The organism is Sphingobacteriaceae bacterium, assembly GCA_016715905.1.
Classification (GTDB): Bacteria; Bacteroidota; Bacteroidia; order B-17B0; family Aurantibacillaceae; genus Aurantibacillus.
Genome location: JADJXI010000004.1, coordinates 215017 through 234238, shown reverse-complemented (window position 1 = coordinate 234238; position 19222 = coordinate 215017). Strand labels below are relative to the sequence as shown.

General features: G+C 32.5%; 21 protein-coding genes. 5 read left to right on the top strand and 16 right to left on the bottom strand.

The window, feature by feature from the left end; translation table 11 throughout:
- The first annotated feature begins 44 nt into the window (after positions 1 to 44).
- Complete coding sequence (locus IPM51_05240; GenBank protein ID MBK9283708.1) at positions 45 to 983, top strand: hypothetical protein; 939 nt, start codon at positions 45 to 47, stop codon at positions 981 to 983.
- Positions 984 to 1009: 26 nt separating this feature from the next.
- Here the strand turns inward: IPM51_05240 and IPM51_05235 are convergent, their stop codons facing one another.
- The 7 genes from IPM51_05235 to IPM51_05205 are packed head-to-tail and all read right to left on the bottom strand — an operon-like array spanning position 1010 to position 7461.
- A complete protein-coding gene (locus tag IPM51_05235; GenBank protein MBK9283707.1) occupies positions 1010 to 1816 on the bottom strand; it encodes a hypothetical protein in 807 nt (268 codons plus the stop codon).
- Positions 1813 to 2694: a hypothetical protein gene (locus tag IPM51_05230; protein MBK9283706.1), complete on the bottom strand. Its 882-nt coding sequence runs from the start codon at positions 2692 to 2694 to the stop codon at positions 1813 to 1815. Before IPM51_05230 ends, IPM51_05235 begins: the two co-directional genes overlap by 4 nt.
- Positions 2694 to 3674: a hypothetical protein gene (locus IPM51_05225; protein ID MBK9283705.1), complete on the bottom strand. Its 981-nt coding sequence runs from the start codon at positions 3672 to 3674 to the stop codon at positions 2694 to 2696. The genes IPM51_05230 and IPM51_05225 overlap by 1 nt, the downstream gene beginning before the upstream one ends.
- On the bottom strand, positions 3671 to 4561 hold the full coding sequence (locus tag IPM51_05220) for an AAC(3) family N-acetyltransferase (GenBank protein ID MBK9283704.1): 891 nt from the start codon (positions 4559 to 4561) through the stop codon (positions 3671 to 3673). Before IPM51_05220 ends, IPM51_05225 begins: the two co-directional genes overlap by 4 nt.
- Positions 4561 to 5523, bottom strand: a complete 963-nt coding sequence (locus IPM51_05215; GenBank protein ID MBK9283703.1) for a GNAT family N-acetyltransferase — start codon at positions 5521 to 5523, stop codon at positions 4561 to 4563. The genes IPM51_05220 and IPM51_05215 overlap by 1 nt, the downstream gene beginning before the upstream one ends.
- The gene (locus IPM51_05210) at positions 5520 to 6617 is read right to left on the bottom strand and encodes a glycosyltransferase (GenBank protein MBK9283702.1); all 1098 of its coding nucleotides are present in this window, start codon (positions 6615 to 6617) and stop codon (positions 5520 to 5522) included. The genes IPM51_05215 and IPM51_05210 overlap by 4 nt, the downstream gene beginning before the upstream one ends.
- 13 nt (positions 6618 to 6630) lie before the next feature.
- Complete coding sequence (locus tag IPM51_05205) at positions 6631 to 7461, bottom strand: glycosyltransferase family 2 protein (GenBank protein ID MBK9283701.1); 831 nt, start codon at positions 7459 to 7461, stop codon at positions 6631 to 6633.
- Between the two features lie 88 nt (positions 7462 to 7549).
- On the opposite strand from IPM51_05205, the gene IPM51_05200 reads away from it, so the two are divergent.
- On the top strand, positions 7550 to 8689 hold the full coding sequence (locus IPM51_05200; protein ID MBK9283700.1) for a glycosyltransferase family 4 protein: 1140 nt from the start codon (positions 7550 to 7552) through the stop codon (positions 8687 to 8689).
- Here the strand turns inward: IPM51_05200 and IPM51_05195 are convergent.
- The 9 genes from IPM51_05195 to IPM51_05155 are packed head-to-tail and all read right to left on the bottom strand — an operon-like array spanning position 8676 to position 17257.
- Positions 8676 to 9704, bottom strand: coding sequence for a glycosyltransferase (locus tag IPM51_05195; protein ID MBK9283699.1), 1029 nt, complete (start codon positions 9702 to 9704; stop codon positions 8676 to 8678). The two genes, IPM51_05200 and IPM51_05195, sit on opposite strands and share 14 nt — an antisense overlap.
- A gap of 23 nt (positions 9705 to 9727) precedes the next feature.
- Positions 9728 to 10624, bottom strand: coding sequence for an alpha-1,2-fucosyltransferase (locus IPM51_05190; GenBank protein ID MBK9283698.1), 897 nt, complete (start codon positions 10622 to 10624; stop codon positions 9728 to 9730).
- Entirely contained in the window at positions 10621 to 11790 is a 1170-nt protein-coding gene (locus IPM51_05185) for a glycosyltransferase family 4 protein (protein MBK9283697.1), read from the bottom strand. The genes IPM51_05190 and IPM51_05185 overlap by 4 nt, the downstream gene beginning before the upstream one ends.
- 8 nt (positions 11791 to 11798) lie before the next feature.
- The gene (locus IPM51_05180) at positions 11799 to 12479 is read right to left on the bottom strand and encodes a class I SAM-dependent methyltransferase (GenBank protein ID MBK9283696.1); all 681 of its coding nucleotides are present in this window, start codon (positions 12477 to 12479) and stop codon (positions 11799 to 11801) included.
- A gap of 56 nt (positions 12480 to 12535) precedes the next feature.
- Positions 12536 to 13522, bottom strand: a complete 987-nt coding sequence (locus IPM51_05175; protein ID MBK9283695.1) for a glycosyltransferase — start codon at positions 13520 to 13522, stop codon at positions 12536 to 12538.
- A gap of 1 nt (position 13523) precedes the next feature.
- Positions 13524 to 14384 carry a glycosyltransferase family 2 protein gene (locus IPM51_05170; GenBank protein ID MBK9283694.1) on the bottom strand — a complete coding sequence of 287 codons (861 nt, stop codon included), beginning with the start codon at positions 14382 to 14384 and terminating at the stop codon, positions 13524 to 13526.
- 4 nt (positions 14385 to 14388) lie between these two features.
- Positions 14389 to 15189: a class I SAM-dependent methyltransferase gene (locus IPM51_05165; GenBank protein ID MBK9283693.1), complete on the bottom strand. Its 801-nt coding sequence runs from the start codon at positions 15187 to 15189 to the stop codon at positions 14389 to 14391.
- The gene (locus IPM51_05160; protein ID MBK9283692.1) at positions 15186 to 16436 is read right to left on the bottom strand and encodes an ABC transporter ATP-binding protein; all 1251 of its coding nucleotides are present in this window, start codon (positions 16434 to 16436) and stop codon (positions 15186 to 15188) included. Before IPM51_05160 ends, IPM51_05165 begins: the two co-directional genes overlap by 4 nt.
- Entirely contained in the window at positions 16433 to 17257 is an 825-nt protein-coding gene (locus IPM51_05155; protein ID MBK9283691.1) for an ABC transporter permease, read from the bottom strand. Before IPM51_05155 ends, IPM51_05160 begins: the two co-directional genes overlap by 4 nt.
- A gap of 188 nt (positions 17258 to 17445) precedes the next feature.
- On the opposite strand from IPM51_05155, the gene IPM51_05150 reads away from it, so the two are divergent.
- From IPM51_05150 to IPM51_05140, 3 genes are read left to right on the top strand one after another with little or no spacing between them, the layout of a single operon-like run.
- Complete coding sequence (locus IPM51_05150) at positions 17446 to 18018, top strand: hypothetical protein (GenBank protein ID MBK9283690.1); 573 nt, start codon at positions 17446 to 17448, stop codon at positions 18016 to 18018.
- Positions 18019 to 18049: 31 nt separating this feature from the next.
- On the top strand, positions 18050 to 18706 hold the full coding sequence (locus IPM51_05145) for an SCO family protein (protein ID MBK9283689.1): 657 nt from the start codon (positions 18050 to 18052) through the stop codon (positions 18704 to 18706).
- On the top strand, positions 18690 to 19199 hold the full coding sequence (locus IPM51_05140; protein MBK9283688.1) for a redoxin domain-containing protein: 510 nt from the start codon (positions 18690 to 18692) through the stop codon (positions 19197 to 19199). The genes IPM51_05145 and IPM51_05140 overlap by 17 nt, the downstream gene beginning before the upstream one ends.
- Positions 19200 to 19222 lie beyond the last annotated feature (23 nt).

Here is a 19222-nt window from a genome sequence, read left to right as displayed (position 1 = left end):
AGATTACCAAAGATAATGATTTTAAAATGTCTTGCAAGTTTGTAATGAACAAAATTTTATTTCTTTTTTTATTTTTAATCGGATTAAATCTGGATGCTCAGGTTAACGTGGTTTCGGAGTCCGCTCAATCCGTGAATACTAAATTTTGTGGCACTGCGATGAACGCCAACTTTGCGAAATGGCGAAGTGAAATAATTCAGACACAGAATTTGGTGAGTACTTTAAAACACGACACCTGTTTAAATAAAAAATTCTCCATAGTATTTTATATTGTACAAGATAGTATGTATCAACCGGGTATACTTCCTGCTAATATTACAACGGCAATAAATATGTTAAATACCGCCTTTAGTAGAATTTGCGTAAGTTTTGAAAATTGTAGTACGGTTTATATTCCTAAACATCCCTATAATGATTGGATACAAAATCCTCACGAAGCACAAGTAACCAGTAACTGGTATACTACTCAAACTATAAACTTTTATTTAGTTAATAGTTTAGGTGGAAATCCAAATATCGGTGGATATACCTATATGCCCGGAACACCGGGCAATAAAGACGTTATCGTCATGCGAAAAGCAGCGATAAACACGACTACGTTATATCATCTTTTCGGACATTTTTTTGGATTGCCTGATACCTATGCGGAAATTGCACCTGTACCTCCTGCTGTTCCCGGACCACCACCAGGCATAACAAGTCACGAGTGGTTTGATAGAGTCAGTTCCAATTGTTACACCCATGGTGATGGATTTTGTGATACAGAGGCTGACCCATATACAGTTGGTTATAATGACAATGTGGCCCCAGTTCCACCTTGCTTTTTTGATTATGGACCTGTAGATGGATTGAGCAAATACTACACGCCCCCAGTTGACAATTACATGTCAGAATATCGCGGCACTTGTAGATGCAGATACACACAAGAACAATATAATTTTATGGCCAGAGTAATTCTTACTCAGAAGTTGTATTTACATTAAACAACAAATGTGCATTGTTAATTAGATTATTTTTCTAGAATACGAATAGCTTGTTGATGATTAACAAATTTAAAACCGTTTTGTTTTAAATATTCAATTAACCACATATACCATTTGAGCCAGGTATTGTAAGAATGCGAAAAATAACGATCATGAAAATCAATGCTCAAAAATTCTAAATTATGTTTATGGGCCTTGTCTATTATTTTTAAGGTAATTTCTTGAGCCTTTTCGAATGACACACTTTGCCAACGTTTACCGTTTTCGATTACCCAACCATCCATAATTTGAATTGGAAACTCCCACATCTCTCCAATTTTGTAGGGGTTTTTAAATTCATGCGTAGTGCTATCGTAAATGTATCCGCATTGATCAAGTAACTTAAAGGTTTCCTCCGTTTTACGAACGTAATGCATCCGAATACCAAATGAACTCAAGCCGGAAAGTTGTTTAAACAGTTCAAATTCTTTTTTAATTTCTTCGATATTGTCATAAGCAATACCATGTATTCCCAATTCACAATCTCTACTTAATATTTGTTCAATCCAGGCGATGGCATGCTCATTGGAATAATTTAAACCCACTCCTTTACTAACTGCGACAAAAAAAGAGGAAGGAACTCCGTTGATATTGTTGAAAGTAATTAATTCATCAATATTCTGCCATTTGTTTTTAAAAAAATCAGACCATCTTAAAATATATTCCCGAAAAGATATTTTACCCGAAAGTAATTCAATTTGCATCCGCACTAAATATTTAGGAATAATCGTATCTCTGAAAAAATGTTCAGAAACTGTAATGTGATCTATATCGTGTGAAATAATTACGTTCATCGTTTAAACCATTTAACCGCATTAGGCAAATTATTTATTTTAAATCGGTAATAAACAAGAGGAGTTGCACCAAAGCCACTATAAAATCGGGCTAAACTTTCTATTTGTCCGCCGCCAAAATCAAATAATTGCACGCCAATTTTAAAAAAATAATTCATGGCATAATAACAAATTGAATGCATGGCTCCGCTTTCTTTTTCCAAAGAATTCCCTTTTAAATAAACAGCATGCTTTCCGTTAGTAATAAAATGAGCCAAGCCAATTACATTTTCATCTTTTACCGCTGCAAAAGTAATTAGTTTATTTTGATCCATAGAATTTTTTAAGAGCAAATTAAATATCTGAATATGCTTAACAGGCAATTTTATTTTTTTTCTCAAGAACGGATCAATTATTTTTTTAGAGTTTGTGATACTACCTTTGTTACTTAAAACTTGAATTGCAACACCTAACTTTTCTGACTTTTTTAAATTTCTTTTGGTGTTTGTATTCAATTTTATTTCAGTTTTATCACTTAAAACAAATGTTTTTTTATCTGTACAAAATTTTACCTTTTGCATGTTGGCATTAAACTCTATATCCACAAATTTAAAATTTGACTGTATGTAATCTAAAGCAGATTTCTCAAACAATAAATTTGATTTTCCAAACGCTCCCAATTGCGGAGTGAAAGGAGGTTGAATTAAATATTTAATACCAAATTTTTTTGCAATGGTAAGCGGAAAAACAGATTCGTAATCATTCTCAATTAATGCACACCATTCTGGTGATACACTATCCAAATAAAAAGACATGGCAAAAACAAGAGGCTGCTTTGAATTTAAAATGGCTTTGTCCCATTTTACACGATCAATTTTACTATTTTCAACGAATCTCATTAAAAGACGGAAATTTTATAATTTTTTTCATTCGCGTAATCAATAAAATCAGCTAAATATGAATAACTGCACTGTGCTAATGATTTTGGATGTCCCAATACAACCATGCGATTTAAATTCTTATTCAAAACCTGATCTAAAATGCTTTTTAACCTCGATGCAAAGAAACCATCACTGCACGCAAAATGATTGGTATAGCTATAAAACTGCCGGTAAATTTTACCCTTATCTTTCAACCACATCCCGTCCCCTTCCGGCTTAAATCGTAATGGATTCATTTTCATTTTTAAATAGAGTGATATATAAAAAAACGGATGAATTCTATCCGATGTAATGGCCATTTCGGTAAAAATTCCATTTTTTTCGGGCTTACATTCATTATCATTAAAATTCCATTCGCTTATTGCTGGAGCATTTCTAAAATCATATGCATGCGCAGTATACTGATGAAATCCATTATAAAACACACTGCTGTCAATATAAATTTGATTTGCAATTAAAGCTTCTTTAAAAAAAGAAAATGGCTGAATACACCAACCACCCGCTCTGAAACTTTTTACTTTAACTTGAGCGACTAATTCCAAAAATTGATTGTATTTGTTTATTATAGCTGTTGCCTCCGGTAAACTGAAATCTGAAAGCTTATATCTCTTTATACTCATTTCCCATTTATCTCCATCGTAAATACAATCTTCCCAATGTGGATGAACGTGCAATCCGATTTCATGACCCTCAAGCACCAACAATCTTAATTGTTCTGTAATTAACTTCAAGTCGGCTTCGGCCTTAGGGTAATTTGAAAATTGATTCAATTTATAGAGGTAACCTGCATCCACAAAAAAAATAAAATTTACTTTTTTATTTCTAGCCAATTCAATCAATTTATTCGTTGGATTCAAAATACAATTTTGAACACTTCCGGTTGAGTCACCAAAAAAGAGTTCATAATCGAAAGTAATATGTACTTTTTTTTCAATCATTCACCTTTGGGTGTATACATGGTTATTCCTTTATTTTTATAGTTGGTTAGCATACTGTCAAACATTTTTTCAGCATCCAATAATAAAACTTCTGCATGTCCAAGTTTATATTTCACCAAACAACCATCCCGAATAAACATTTGTTCTAACTCATTACATTTTCTTTTTTTAGACCATTCGGGATTATGCACTTTTGTTTTCATTTCACATAAATTCCCTTGTCCATCAATCAATTTACAAGTAAAAATTTCTTTCAAATAAATAGGGTACTTAAAATCATCTACTGCATCTTCGAGCAAATGCAAACTGCTTAAGGTATCCAAATTTACGCCCAGCATGATGATTTTAGCTTTAAATTTTACCAATTTTCCAAATGGACTATTTATTAAGTAAGGGCTAATATGTCCGAAATGCTCATTGGTTATTTCTTTGGCTAAGGGTCCACTTGCACAAACAGGTTCGGTTGGGTGCAAACTTCGTACTACGTCCGGCATTTTCCGAAAAGTTTCGCTGATTATTCCAACTGAAGATGGTGTTTTTTGTAAATCAAAAATCGGATTAGTTTTCAGGTAATCCGCATTAAATCCGAGACCCGGAAAACTCGGCATAACCAGTGTACCCTTTTCTCCAATAACATTTAAGAAAGCCTGTATTAGTGTTTGAGCGCCTCCTTCCACATATCCTAATTGACTCAAGGAAGAATGAACCATCACAACATCTCCTTTTTGCAATCCAAAAGCCAGCAAACTTTTTTCGATAGCCATTAAATTAAGAATGTCGCCGCTTTGAACTAATTTTTGGCGCTTAAGCGAGCGTTGATTCCTTACTATCTTTTTGGCTTGTTTTAGAAGAAAAGGCGGAAGTATTTTTTTTAATATTCTCCTCATTAAAAAATGCTTCGCTTTTTAAATTTCAAAATAAGTTCAATAAACAAACTAGCTTTGTTAACCGTGTAATAGGGAACTAGTTCCGGTCCGAATCCTCTGAAAAATTTCTCAACTCCTTTTAACATGCTTCCTTCAAAATCAAAAATGCTACAATTTAGTGCTATGGCTTTTGCTAATGCATTTTGCACCAACAAATGATTTACACCTTGTACACCCGCCTCTTTAGCAACTCCGCCTAATAAATAGTAACAAACGTTTTTATCGTAGATGCAATGTAACATACCTACCACGGATTGATTATGATAAGCAATAAACGTGAAGGAATTATTTTCGTTAGAAAATTGGGTAAGAATACTCCGTAATTCAGATTCATAAACATTAGCTCCGGCTTGTAGCAAACTGTTTTTTAAAAAAGAAAAAATAAATTCCGGATTTTCGGAATTACACTTCACCTCTACTCCATCTTTTATAGCTTTTGAAATAGCATTTCGGTGTTTAGAGTCAAAGTTGGCTTTAATATCCTCAAAGGGTTTCTTTAGATCAATTAAATAAGTATAATTTGGAATAACCTTGTAATTATTCCATATAAAGTGTTGCAAATCTTTAATTTTATAAGGAAAAGCAAGAATTGAAAGTGCTGATTTTTCTTTATCCAAATAATTGCAAATTTCCTGCATTATTTCTTTAGAAAAATTTTGAAGACTGGCACTATTTTTTGCAGTAGAATTAAAAAACAAGGCGCAATGTGGTGTATAAGGTGGCAGTTTGATAAAATTGAATCCGAATTTTTTAATTTTTACAAAATAAAATCCGCCTATGAGTTGATTTTCATCTTTATAAATTCCAATTAGGCGCAATTGATTACCGTATACCGATAACCATTTTAAAGAAGCGAAAACTCCGACTTCCGATTCGGCTTTTTCACTAAAAAGCGACGGATCTTTTATTTCTTTTAAAATCATTGTATCGCCAATTTATATTGCTCAACCATTAATGCTAAATTATTATTCCAATCGTACTTATCAAGCACATGTAATCGGGCTTCCTTAGCTATTTTATCGGACTGAATAGGATTTTCCACAATATCTGAGATTGCTTCAAATAAGGCTTGGGCATTCATTTTTGGAATCACTTTTCCAAACTTCCCTTCTCCAACAACCTCTTTCAACCCACCTACATCGGTTACAATTACCGGAGTTTCACAACACATTGCTTCCACCGTGGCAACACCAAAACTCTCACTATCATCAATAGAAACATTTAAAAAAATATCTAATTTATTATGCCATTTCGCAATTTCGTTAAATGAAATTCGGCCCGTTAATTCAAATACCGATTCTAAATTTTTATCCCGAATTAAAGTTTTATACATTTCTTCATTAAAACTTCTGCCAATTAAATAAAACTTGAATTTTTTATCGGAATATTTATTTTTAACCAGTTCAGCTGCTTCAATAATATATTTAATACCGTATTTTTCTTCAATAGGTTTTATAGTTCCGATTTTGATGATGTCATCCTTTTCGCTTTCATGCGAACTTCTGCTGAATTTTTTTGTATCCACACCAAAAGGAGTAACAATAACAGGTTTAGAAGTGTATTTACTTAATTCGAGCTTCATCACTTCGCTGGTTGACATCAGCACCTGCGCCTTTTTTAAATTGTATTGAAAAACTTTTTTATGCAGTTTGGATTTTTTAGGGAAATCATATACGTCCGATCCCCAAACAGAAAGAATAAAAGGTTTAAATCCGCTCAAAGCTCCCACTAAACCATAGCTAGTTGCATAGTGTGCATGTAAAATATCAGGGTTAAACTGTTTTATAATCTTCTTTAATATTTTTACGTATTTCAAATAAGAAAGTTTAGTTAAAGTACTTTCGGCATTTATTTCTTTATCCGGTTCAAAATACACCGTAATATTGGGGTGATTATACCATTCGTAACTGGCTTTATTGAAACTGAAAAGTCCAATTTGAATTCCCAAATCTGCCAATCCAAGCGCCCACTTTTCAGTATGCTCACTGTATGTATCTGATAATAATAAAACTTTCAAGGCTTTAAGGCATTTATGGATTAAAGATATACTTAATCAACATGTTTTGAGAGTAACAATATGCGAAAAATTTATGAATATAAGCCTGCTTAAAAGGAGATAATATTAAAAAAAGAATCAACCTGAATAAAATGTGTAATTGAATAAACAAGAGAGAAACGTAAAAGGCAAACCGGGTATTGTGTTTTCTGATGAATTTTAATTTACTTAATAATTGATTAGCAATAGAAATCTTATAATTACTTTTAATAGACTGACCACTTTCATGTACAATTTCCCATGCTTTATAATAATGTACCTTAATGCCAGCCTGCCTAGCTCGGTGACAAAGATCTACATCTTCCATCCAAAACAAGTTTTCATCCAGTCCACTTAAACTTTCATACACATTTCTTGACATCAATAAACAGGCTCCCAATAACGATATATTTTCTAAATAAGGTTTTGGCTTAATCAAATAGGATAAAAACAATGATTCAGTAATTACAGAAATAACGCCGGGAGAATTTAAAACAGATTCCTGGTGCGTACCATCAGGATTTAATATTTTAGGACCAAGTATGGTTTTTGGATTTTGTTTAAGGAAATTAAGTGCATCAGTTATAGCTGAATTTATCAATTTAGCATCCGGATTCAACAATAAGATTTCTGAACCGGTACTTTGCACAAAACCTAAATTATTTGCTTTAGAAAAACCCAAATTTGAACCCGATTGAATAAATTGAACATCAGGAAATTTAAACCGGATTTCTTTTTCAGTACCATCCTGCGAATCGTTATCTACCACTATAATTTCTTTCTCACCATTCACAAAATGCTGTACTGACTGAATCGCTTCAATCAAAAAATCTTTACAATTGTAACTAACAATTATTATGCTGAGCTTTCCTATAATAGCAGTATTTTTACAAAATTAGTCTTAATTTTAGAATGTGCTAAAGCCAAGCTTCAAAATAGCCTATTTATCATCTGAAAACCCAAAGAATAAAAAAGTTTGGAGCGGAACGCATTATAGTATTTATAAAGAGCTTTGTAAAATTGGTGATGTGGAGATATTAGGTCCATTTCAACCCAAATTTCAGATTTGGCTTTCCAAAATATTAAACCAGTTAAGCCTAATATTTACCGGCAAAAGAATTAGTTACCGACAAAGTATTTATATAAGTAAAGGATATGCAGCGTATTTTAATGAGCAGCTTAATGCTAAAACATATGATTTAATAGTAGCGCCTGCAGCCAGTTGCGAAATTGCATTTATAGAAACCAAAACACCGATTTTATATATTACCGACGGTACTTTTGCAAGTTGTTTAAATTACCATAAAAGTTTGAGCCGATTAAGGCAAAAATCAATAGAAGAAGGGAATCAAATTGAGAAACTGGCGCTCCAAAAAGCCAAGTTTGTAATTGTTTCTTCAGAATGGGCTAAAAAATCGGTATTAGAAGATTATGGATCTATTGAAGATAAAGTGCACGTTTTACCTTTTGGAGCTAATTTAGAAACCATACCTACTCAATTAGAAATTAAATTTGATATTCCGGATAAATGGAAAATATTATTTGTTGCTGTGTACTGGGAGGACAAAGGCGGTGACCGAGCTTACGCCTGTTTTAAGGAATTAAAAGATAAAGGATACCCTGTTGAGTTTTCCGTATTAGGTTGTAAAGTGCCGGAGAAATATAATGATCCGGATATAAAAATTATTCCCTTTATTGATAAAAATTCAAAAGGCGGTCAGGAAAAAATGGCTGAAATATTTAAAACACATCATTTTTTAATATTACCTACCCGATTTGATTGTACGCCAATAGTAATTAATGAAGCGAGTGCATTTGGATTACCTAGTTTTATTGCCAGAACCGGAGGTATTGAAGGTCATTTAAAAGATGGAGTGAATGGGTTTACTATTTCATACACAGACACCGGTAGTGAATATGCCGAAAATATTGAACAATTTATTAATCATCCTGAAAAATATGTTCAGTTAAGAACAAAAAGCCGGAAATTGTATGAAGAGGAATTAAATTGGGATCACTGGAGAAAACAAATTGAAAAAATTATTTCTTCCTGAATTTTCGGATGAAGCATTTAATCAAAAGCTTAAATTTCAATTGAAAGCTAAAAGTGCTCAACTTTGCCAATTCACTATTGTAGAAACGCCTATAAGCATTAATTCCTAATAAAGAAAACCCGCAGGAATCATACCAAAATTTAGCTATAACTCGATTGAATTCAATCGCATTAAATTTATGTAACTTTTGATTTTGACGAACTAACTTTATTAACCAATCCTCTACTCCAATTAATTCATTCATACTTTGAATAAATGTATTATTTCCGATTAAATGATGAATCCTTAATTCTTGATCAGAAAATTGAAAACCTTTTTTGGTTAAATAAAGCGCTCTTATTTTTTCACTATTTGTTTTTTGAATAGCCCTGTAATTCTGACTTATTTGTCCGGTATGTGTACGGTATTTCAATAATGGCAGTGGAATATTATAAAATTTACCTTGCTCCGATAAATCTATCCAAAGCTTATAATCTTCGGCATGAATAAAATTAATGTCGTATGGTTTTTGATTTTGTTGAAATGAATTTCTCAACACTACGGTAGGATGTGCCATGCCCGGAGAAAAAAGTAAAACAGTTTTTAATTCATCTGATTCTATAAATCCACTTGAAAGTGCTAAATGCCCGTCTTCCATTTGAAAATAATCACTGGAAACTAAAACCACTTCCGGATTTTTCTCAAAAACTTCCATTTGCATTTTAAATCTTTCCGGCATACAAATATCATCGGCATCCATTCGTGCAATGAATTCGCCCTTTGCCAATGAAATTCCTTGATTTAATACTTCAATCAATCCGGCGTTTTGTTGATTATTCACGCAAATAATTCGATTATCGCTAAATGAATGGATAATAGACAAAGACTGATCGGTAGAACCATCATTTACGATGATTAATTCAAAATTGCGGTAAGTTTGATTAAGTACACTTTCTATAGCCTCACGCAAATACTTTTCTCCGTTATACACCGGAAGAATAACCGAAATGAAATTAGTATTTGAACTATTACTCAATGATTGATTATGTTTTATAAAGATTAATCAAATAAATTATCCTTTTCCTCAATTAAAATCCAATTATCCGGTTTAATTCCCAATGATTCAGTTTTTACATTTCTAAACCAAAAATCGGGTAGTACTACGGATTTATTTTCATTTTCATTTAACCAGGCTCCCCACCAACTGAAACTGCTATTTGCAATGATATTATGATTACAAAAACTCATCAGGAACATATCCCAGTGTGGCCCATGTTGTTGTTCAATAAAATGCATATTTTGAAAACTAAAATTTTGCTTGCACCAAGCTATATCATCCGAAAAAATAAAAAGATTAAAATTTTCAAACTTATCCTTTAAAAACGCATGCGCTTTTTCATAATAATTTAAAGAACAAGCACCATGAAAATCACTGGCAGATTTTAAATTCACATAATCGCCTCTTCGGACATGTATGGAGACCGCTGCTGAAGATTTTATTTTATTTTGTATTTCAAGTATTTTTTCAGGAATAACATCTTTTATTGTGAAATCTTTTAAAAGGGAAGGACGAATACTAGAAAAATATTTTTCGCACTGCCAGAAACCATTCAGATAAGTATCTTTTGGGCAATTAAAAAATTCATCGTAAAAAAGATGTCCATATTCATTCAGCACCATTTTTTTTTGTGTTTTGGGAAAATAACGGGCTATGATTCTTTGAAGTTTATTATTTTCCTTTAAGAAATAATCTAATTCGCTTTGACTTGCCTGTAAGGCTTGTAAATTAAAAATTCCAAGTTCGTAGTTTCTATTGGTATAAGCTACATTAGGTTCGGCCTTATAGGCAGAAAGATCCAAAAAAAGGGAGGTTTGATGAAAATCGGCCAAGGCTTTACCCGCAGCATATTGAAACATTTGATTCCCCAATCCTCCTATCAGTTTAGTTACTATCATTTAATAAGCGACAAATATAAATTCTCGTAATTTTTTGTGATTATTTCCCAGCTGTATTTTTCTTTCCAAATTGCGTGAGCTTGCTGTGCTAATTCCAATCGTAATTTTTGATTTTTATACATTTCATTCAACGACTTGATACCTTCTTCAATATCCATATGACTAAATCCAGCTTCATCTTTTGAGGTTTTTAATATTACTCCACCTTTAGTCCATTCGGCAATTTCGATTGAATTACCCACATCCGTTGCTAAAAATGGAAGCTTTGCCGCAGCGCATTCAAAAAGGACTATAGGTGAACACTCAATATTGGAAGGAAAGAAAAATAAATCAGCTTGCTTATAAGCCGACACAGTAAAATCTCTTGGGAAATAATTAAAAACTACTTTTTTACTTCCTTTAAGTTTATGCATAAACCACAAAAGGGCAAATTTCGGATGTTTTATAAATTGCCTTTTAAAGTACTCGTAATTATTGCCAATTAATAAAAAAGTTGCGTTTCTTATTTCCGAACGAAAGAAAACTTCAATCGCTTCTTTATGGCCTTTCCAACCCGTATATGAACCCACATGCAACAAAAGGAAGTGATCTTGAGGAATTTTTAATTGTTTACGTACATCAATTTTAGATTCCGGTAAAAATTCATCCGCAGCGGCACCATTAGCAATTAGTATTGTGTTTTTTACACCATTTTCCCTTGCAAAATTAATATCCCTATAATTATCACTCAAATAAACATTCATATCATAATCATGAATGTATTTTTTCATATCAATAAAATACTGTTTAAACTCCGGCCAGTATAAACCAGAATAACCGGTGGGAACTGAAACTTTTTTGGCTTGAATACGCTTAAGATGAACAAGCGCTAAATCTGTTGCCCAATGTTGCGCTGCAAAAAAAGTTATAATGTCGGATTTTAACTCTAATAGAAATTTTACGTAGTTCTTTTCTTCATCGGTAGTTGCAGCTTTTGGATTTCCTATTACATTAAAAGCAAGCACCTTTACACCGTTTAACTCCTTAAAATTTCTTTCCTGGTGAAAACGAGTTAGTACGGTAACATCATGACCTAATTTAACCAATCGTTCAGAAAGTTGTTTAACAACTTCCTGCATTCCACCAACAGCAGGGTAATAAGATTCTACACAATGGTAAATTTTCATTATAAATACTATTTATACAATAAAGTCATTCCGGGCAATCCCATATTCGTGGCAATAATATTGTATTTAACAGCAGCGGAATCAACAACTTCTTTTATTGCTTTGAACGGGCCAATATTATATTTACTCTCTTCGCTTTGAAAAAAAGTATCATGCAATAATACAGCAGCATCAGGTACGGTATTTAAAATGGCTGTTAGTTCTTTTTTTACAGATTCATAGCTATGATCTCCATCAACAAAAAATAATATTTTTCCTTTAGGATTTTTTTCTTTTATTAAGGCAAAAGATTTTTCGAGGCCATCGGCTTGATGCAGAAACACATTTTTTATACCCTTTACCATTACTCCTCTTCTACTTTGAGGATGTTCATTATGATAAACATCATCCGGCAGATCGATAGAGTGGATTTCAGTTTCTATTTTAAAGGCTTTGCAGGCTTCATGGAAAATCCTGGCCGATTTACCAATATTTGTTCCCCATTCAAAAATAAACTGTGGTTTAAAATAACAAACTGTGGCTGTCATAAGCATAAGCTCATTCAAAGGAAAAGGATGAATATCAGAAATGGGATACAACTTTTTGACAATAAATTTTGAGATAGCCCAGTTATTTACTTCAAATTCTTTCCCTGCATGTGTAACATTTGGGTTAGTAAATTCTTCGGCTGAAAATAGTTTTGATATCATGATATATTTATATTTTATGTAAATGGAATTTCTATAAGGAAAAGTACTACTTTTTTTTAACGAAATAAATTTTCAATTTTGTTTTTAATTTTTATAATATAAAACTTTAATACATTCTTTTCATTCAGTTTCAATCTATAACTGAGGTGAGCCGATTTTAATATATTCAAATAATAGGTTTTCCTTTCTTTAATTAATTCTTTTTGATTGGGAAAACGTTCAACTATTACCTGCTCCATTTCTGACAAGCAATGTATTAAATCTTTTAGATCGCTTCCTTTATATCTGTCAAATTCGCCATGAATTAATGCCGGCAAATCCTGAATTAATAAAGCTGAACGTTTTAGCAATGTTTCAATATTCAAAACACATTGCCCGTAAAGTGCGTTTTTAGTAGAAAAAATGCTTGCCTTTGACATTCCCTGGTCATGATGACGGTAATCCACTAAAACTTCGGCAAGGTTAGCGAGTCCAGCATTAAACATCATTCTGCTCCACAAATTATAATCTTCGTACATACCCTTAGTGGTATTATATAACCCAACTTCATCAATAATATTTTTTCTAAATATTACAGAACTATGCACAAACGGATTATTGAACATTAAATCAAACATAATTACCGATGATTCGCTTGGATGATTATGGTAACCGTATGTTTTCAAATCATCTGTAAATATTCTGGCCCGGGTTCCAACTAAACAAATTTTAGGATTTTTCTCCAAAAATTCAATTTGTTTAGCAAAGCGTTCGGGATAAGAAATATCATCCTGATCTTGCCTGGCAATGTACTTCCCTTTACTGTATTCTATTCCTTTATTTAGTGTTGCAGCTAATCCACAATTATCGTGTTTAAAATATCTTATGCGTTCATCGGTAAAAGATTGAATAATGCTTTCAGAGTTATCTTTAGAACCATCATTCAAAATTATAAATTCAAAGTTTCTAAAAGTTTGATTGAGTATACTATTGATAGCATCAACAATGTATTTTTCGGCATTATAAACCGGCAATATAACAGATATTAAAGGAGTATCATTCACTTCAATTATTCCAATTAATTTTAAATAATAATTTCTTAAAAAATAAAATGGGTTTGGGGTGCGGATAACCTTTACTGGTAATTTCCCGGAATCTTTTTAATCCGTACCACCTAAACAAATCGGAAAAAAAAGCAGTCATTTTTTCATCAGGTTTAGCACCCTTATAATGTTTATTATACAAATACGAGTATTCTCCAACCTGAACCAGTTTTGTAATGGAGCTTGCGGTAATCTGCTCAGAATTGTTGGCCGTATTTGTAATTAGAGGTTCTTTAATAAAAGCGATTTTTATTTTTCGAGATAAAAGATTGATGTAAAAGTCAACATCCACTAAATATTTTAATTTAATATCGAAAGGCTGAAAAAATTCTTTTTTAAAAGCAATAGCTGAAGGCGATCCGATTAAATTTTTGTTAAACAAAATTTTTGGATTTTCATTTAATTCCTTAATAAAGTCGTCTGATGGTTCGTTATAACTATTTTGATTGGTTTGAACATCCAGTATTTCGGAAGTACAAAAAACAAAGTCGTATTTTTCTTTTTCTATTTTCTCTGCAAACTTCAAAAGGCAATCCGAGTTTTTAAACCAGTCGTCGTGATGCATAATTTTAATAATATCGCCTTTAGAATTTTCAATGGCTTTATTCCAATTAAGCGGACTTCCCAAAGATGGCTTATTTTTAAAGTATTGAATCGTAAATCGATCACGAAAGCTTTGAACAAGCATTTCAACATCGCTTGTTGAACTATCATCGGCAATTATTACTTCATAATCTTTATAAGATTGAACTGCGATAGAATGAAGCAATTTGGTTAAAAAAACGGTTTGATTATATGTAGGTATACAAATAGAAACCATCATTCTATCAGGGTTTAATTATCAATCCTTGACAAGTAGGTAATGGGAAAACCAGTAAGCCTTTGCTTGCGGCAAATTTATCATGTGCCGCTTTTTGATTTTCGCATCCCGGATAACCATAATCATCCAAAACAATAATTGCACCACTTACCATTTTGTCCCAAAAATATTCCATTGCCGCAATTTCCGGAACCTCGGTGTTCATATCTATAGATAAGAAACTAATTTTTTCAGTCTTCACAAGCGGTAATGTTTCAGGAATGGACCCTTTAACCAATTCCACGTTTTTAAATTCCTTAAATGTATTTTTAACCGTGTCATATAAATTTCCGCTTTTACCATAACCCAGTTTATCATTCCGTTTCATTTCATATTCATTACTGTATTTGGCATCCAATCCTTCAAAAGTATCCATCAAATAATACTTTTTATTCAATTTTTCGAAATTCACAAAATCAATTATTGCCCGAGTACAAAAACCGGTGTAAACGCCGCAATCAATAAAATCACCTTCCAGTTTAGTTGCCTGATGCGCAGCGCAACACAAAATATACACTCTCCATTGTATATCATAATCTTTTAAAAGATTTCCTCCCAACTCTTTGCATAATTTATAAGCGTGGTCAAATTTTGGGTCTTTAATAAAATCGGCATTATGAAAAGTATAGAGTAAATCATTCGAATACGTTAATTCTTTTTTAGGGAGCATGATGTAATCATCATTCGGTTCAGCGGGCTTATTTATATTTTTCAATTTATATAATGAATAATATAATTTCGGTAAAAGTTTTTTTATAGTTTGCTTCATAATTGCCCGAATTTTGTTTCCCATTGACAAAGTGGTCTGACTGCACCCGGAAATCCTAAGGTATAATTTCCACGAGCAGAATCACCTCTCATATGATCAATCACCGTGAACGAAACACATTCTTTTTCGTGTAAAATAATAGTGAAAGGTTCTATTTTGATAATAGCAACTCCAACCAATACCACTCCTTCCGATAATAAATTTGATGGAATCCACATGGTGGTGGTATAAATTCCTTTTTTGCGTGGTTCATTTCTCACCTCAGAAACAGTATCGTGTGTGTTGAAAATATTAATTCCGTTTTCGTTGTAAAAATTATAACTGTGAGTAAACACTTCACCTTCTTTAAGTACTTCGTAGACCATGGTAATTGCAATCTTACCGGTAACATCAAACTTTTCTTTCATCTCTCCCTTTTCGTCGTGCACTTTTACTGATATTAAACGGGAAATTGCATTTTCCGGTGCGTCTTTTTCGTCCCATGTTCGGAATGTAGAAATACCGGTATTTGTATCCAAATACGCTTTAGTTACATCATGAATATCACCCGAAAGTTTTATCTGACCTTTATCCAACAGAATTCCTTTATTGCACAATCTTAAAACAGTTTCCATACTGTGACTCACAAATAAAATGGTTCTCCCCTGTGTTTCACTTACCTCCTCCATTTTTCCGATGCATTTTTTTTGGAAGGTTGAATCACCAACTGCAAGCACCTCATCTACCACTAAAATATCCGGGTCCAAGTGAGCGGCCACACCAAAAGCTAAACGCACATACATCCCGGAAGAATAACGTTTAACTGGAGTTTCGAGAAACTGTTCGATTTCAGAAAAAGCAACTATTTCATCAAACTTTTTCGAAATTTCTTGTTTCTTCATACCTAAAATGGAACCATTTAGGTAAATATTTTCTCTGCCTGTTAATTCCGGATGAAAACCGGTACCAACTTCCAATAAAGATGATATTCTACCTTCGTATTCAATTCTACCTGTTGTTGGAGATACAATTCTGCTTAAAATTTTCAATAATGTACTTTTACCGGCGCCATTTCTTCCAATAATACCAAAACGATCACCTTGATTCACTTCAAAGGATACATCTTTGAGCGCCCAAAAATCATCGGCATTTTTTTTACTCTTATAATTAAAAATTGATTTAATTAATAAACGCTCATCATCTTCCTGCTTATGAGAAATATTATATTTTTTGCCAATATTTTCTATTTTGATTACGGGCTTTGTCATATATAATCAGCAAAAGTTTTTTCAAATTTCAGGAAATAGCGAACTCCACTTATTAATAAAATAAAAATAAATAAGATGGAAAGTGCCGCGTGTAGTAAACTGAAATTTACCCATTCTCCGTATAAACAATATCTGAATCCATCAATAATAAACACGAAAGGGTTAGCTAAGTAAATATTTTTTAGAACCGGAGGTAAATGACTTAAATAAAACTCTGAACTTAAAAAAACCGGTGAAGTATAATATAAAAACTGTACCAAAAAAGGTAATGCGAAATTCACATCGCGGTAACGTACATTCATTGCAGAAAAAAACAACCCGGCTCCGTAACATAAAACCGCAGCCAAGCCAATAAATAAGGGAAACAAAAATAATTGTGGTCCGGGAAACCCTTTTAATAAGATAAAAGCAATTAAGTAAAATCCGAAAGCAATTAAAAAATCTATTAAACAAACTATCGTACTGGATAGAGGAAGAATTAATTTTGGAAAAAAAACTTTGGTTATCAGGTTTGAATTAGCCAGTAAGCTATTGCTGCAATCGGCAATCAAAGAAGAAATAAAATTCCAAATGATTACGCCGGCACCAACATATAAAAAATTATCTACCGGATTTGTGCTTTTGGTAATCAATATGGAAATAACACCAAAAACCGCAATATTAAATAAGGGCCTAACCAAAGCCCATAAAACGCCCAGCCAGGTTTGCTTATACCGAATGGTAACATCGCGTTTGGCTAAATTCTTCATCAAATCACTGTATTGAAAAAGCTGCCTTAGGTTTAGCTTAATTTTTTCATTACTGTAAATGATGGTTTTCATTTTTTATGTTATGCATTGACCTAATGAGGTTCAACTTGTATAGAATAACAAATATAGCCAATAAATAAATTTTATTTTTACTTTAAATGTGGTTTTATAAACAGAATTTGGCTTAAAAAATTAGAATAAATAACATAGTTCCTGATTAATATTCTAATCAAAATAAGGTTTATAATGTAATTTTGCATATGCACTTGCTCGAACCTTACTTTAACTGGCGTCATCTTTACATAGCTTCGGAAGATGAGAATTCGCCATTTTACGGAAGGGAATACAGTGAGTTTGAATACAGTAAAACCATTTACAATTTTTACATACACCCACAATGGGACGACATTGGGAGTGAAACATTATACGTAAAGGTGCTTTTTGTGGATTATGAAGAAAAATACTGCGTTATTGAGCTTATAGGCGAGTGGAACGATGCCATTAACAACGATATCATGCTTCTGAAAAGGGATTATTTGGATGATTTAAATTACATGGGCATTAACAAGTATATTTTAATAGGTGAACATGTGCTGAATTTTCACAATAGCGATGATAGTTATTACGAAGAATGGTTTGATGATAATGAAGAAGACGGTTGGATTGTGATGCTCAACTTCAGAGATCATGTATTAAAGGAGTTTAAACAATCGGGACTAGATTACTACGTAAATTATGGTGGAGAATTAGATGATTTTGACTGGAGAAAATTTTCACCGGGTCAGGTTTTTGGCAACGTAAGTAAAATAATAAATAAACGCCTCTTTTCTTGATTCCCTAATAATAAGAAGGTACTTTTGCAGCATGAATAAAAAACTGAATAAAGCCTGGTTACTTGCGTTATTACCGCTTGTATTTTTTGCCTGGTTTTTCCTTTCGAAAACCAAAGAAACACCTTTGCGTAAACTGGCTTATTACGGACCAAAAAATTACGGAGATATTGAAGACACAGTTTATCACCTGATTCCTGATTTTGAATTTACTGATCAAGATAACAAAAAGGTGACCAAATCTACTTTAGCAAACAAGGTGTATATAACTGAATATTTTTTCACAACCTGCCAAAGTATTTGCCCGGTGATGAATAAAAATTTAGAGAAAGTTTATGCGGAATTTAAGAAAAGAGATGATTTTTTAATTTTATCGCATACGGTAGACCCTGAAACAGATAGTGTTCCGGTTTTAAAAAATTACGCCAATGCCCATGGAGTGAATGATGAGAAGTGGAAATTTGTTACCGGCGATAAAAAAGCTTTATATGATGTTGCCAGAAAAGGATATCTCTTGAATGCAGAAGAAGGTAACGGAGGTCCCGAAGATTTCATACATACGCAGAATTTTGCCTTAATTGATAAAGATTTTCATATCAGAGGTTATTATGACGGTACGGATGTTGCCGAAATTGAAAGATTAATACAGGAAACACATTTGTTATTGCAAGAATATGATACAAAAAAGTAAAAGATTTATTTCAACCAATACATTAAGGGCAATTCTTTTCACCGCCACTTTATACACGCAACAAGTAATTTTGGCTCAAGAAGTAAAACAAGTGTTTAAAATAGATGAGCTGGTTGCCTATATTCAAAAAAATGAAAAACCTACAGTTATTAATTTTTGGGCAACCTGGTGTAAACCTTGTGTGCAGGAATTACCCTCATTTGATAGTTTAAACGCAAGCAATAAGGATGTTAAAGTAATCTTGGTGAGTTTAGATTTTAGAGAAGATTTAGAGAAAAAAGTAAATCCCTTTTTAAAGAAAAAAGCCTTACAAAGCGAATGTGTTTTATTAGATGAAGTAAACGGAAACGATTTTATTAATAAAATTGCTCCGGAATGGACGGGCGCAATTCCGGGCACATTATTTATGCATGGAAATAAAAAAATATTCGTTGAGAAAAAAATGCACTTGAAGGAATTGAATGAACATTTAGAAGAGTTAAAATCGAAATAAAAAAAAAGGACTTCCAAATAGAA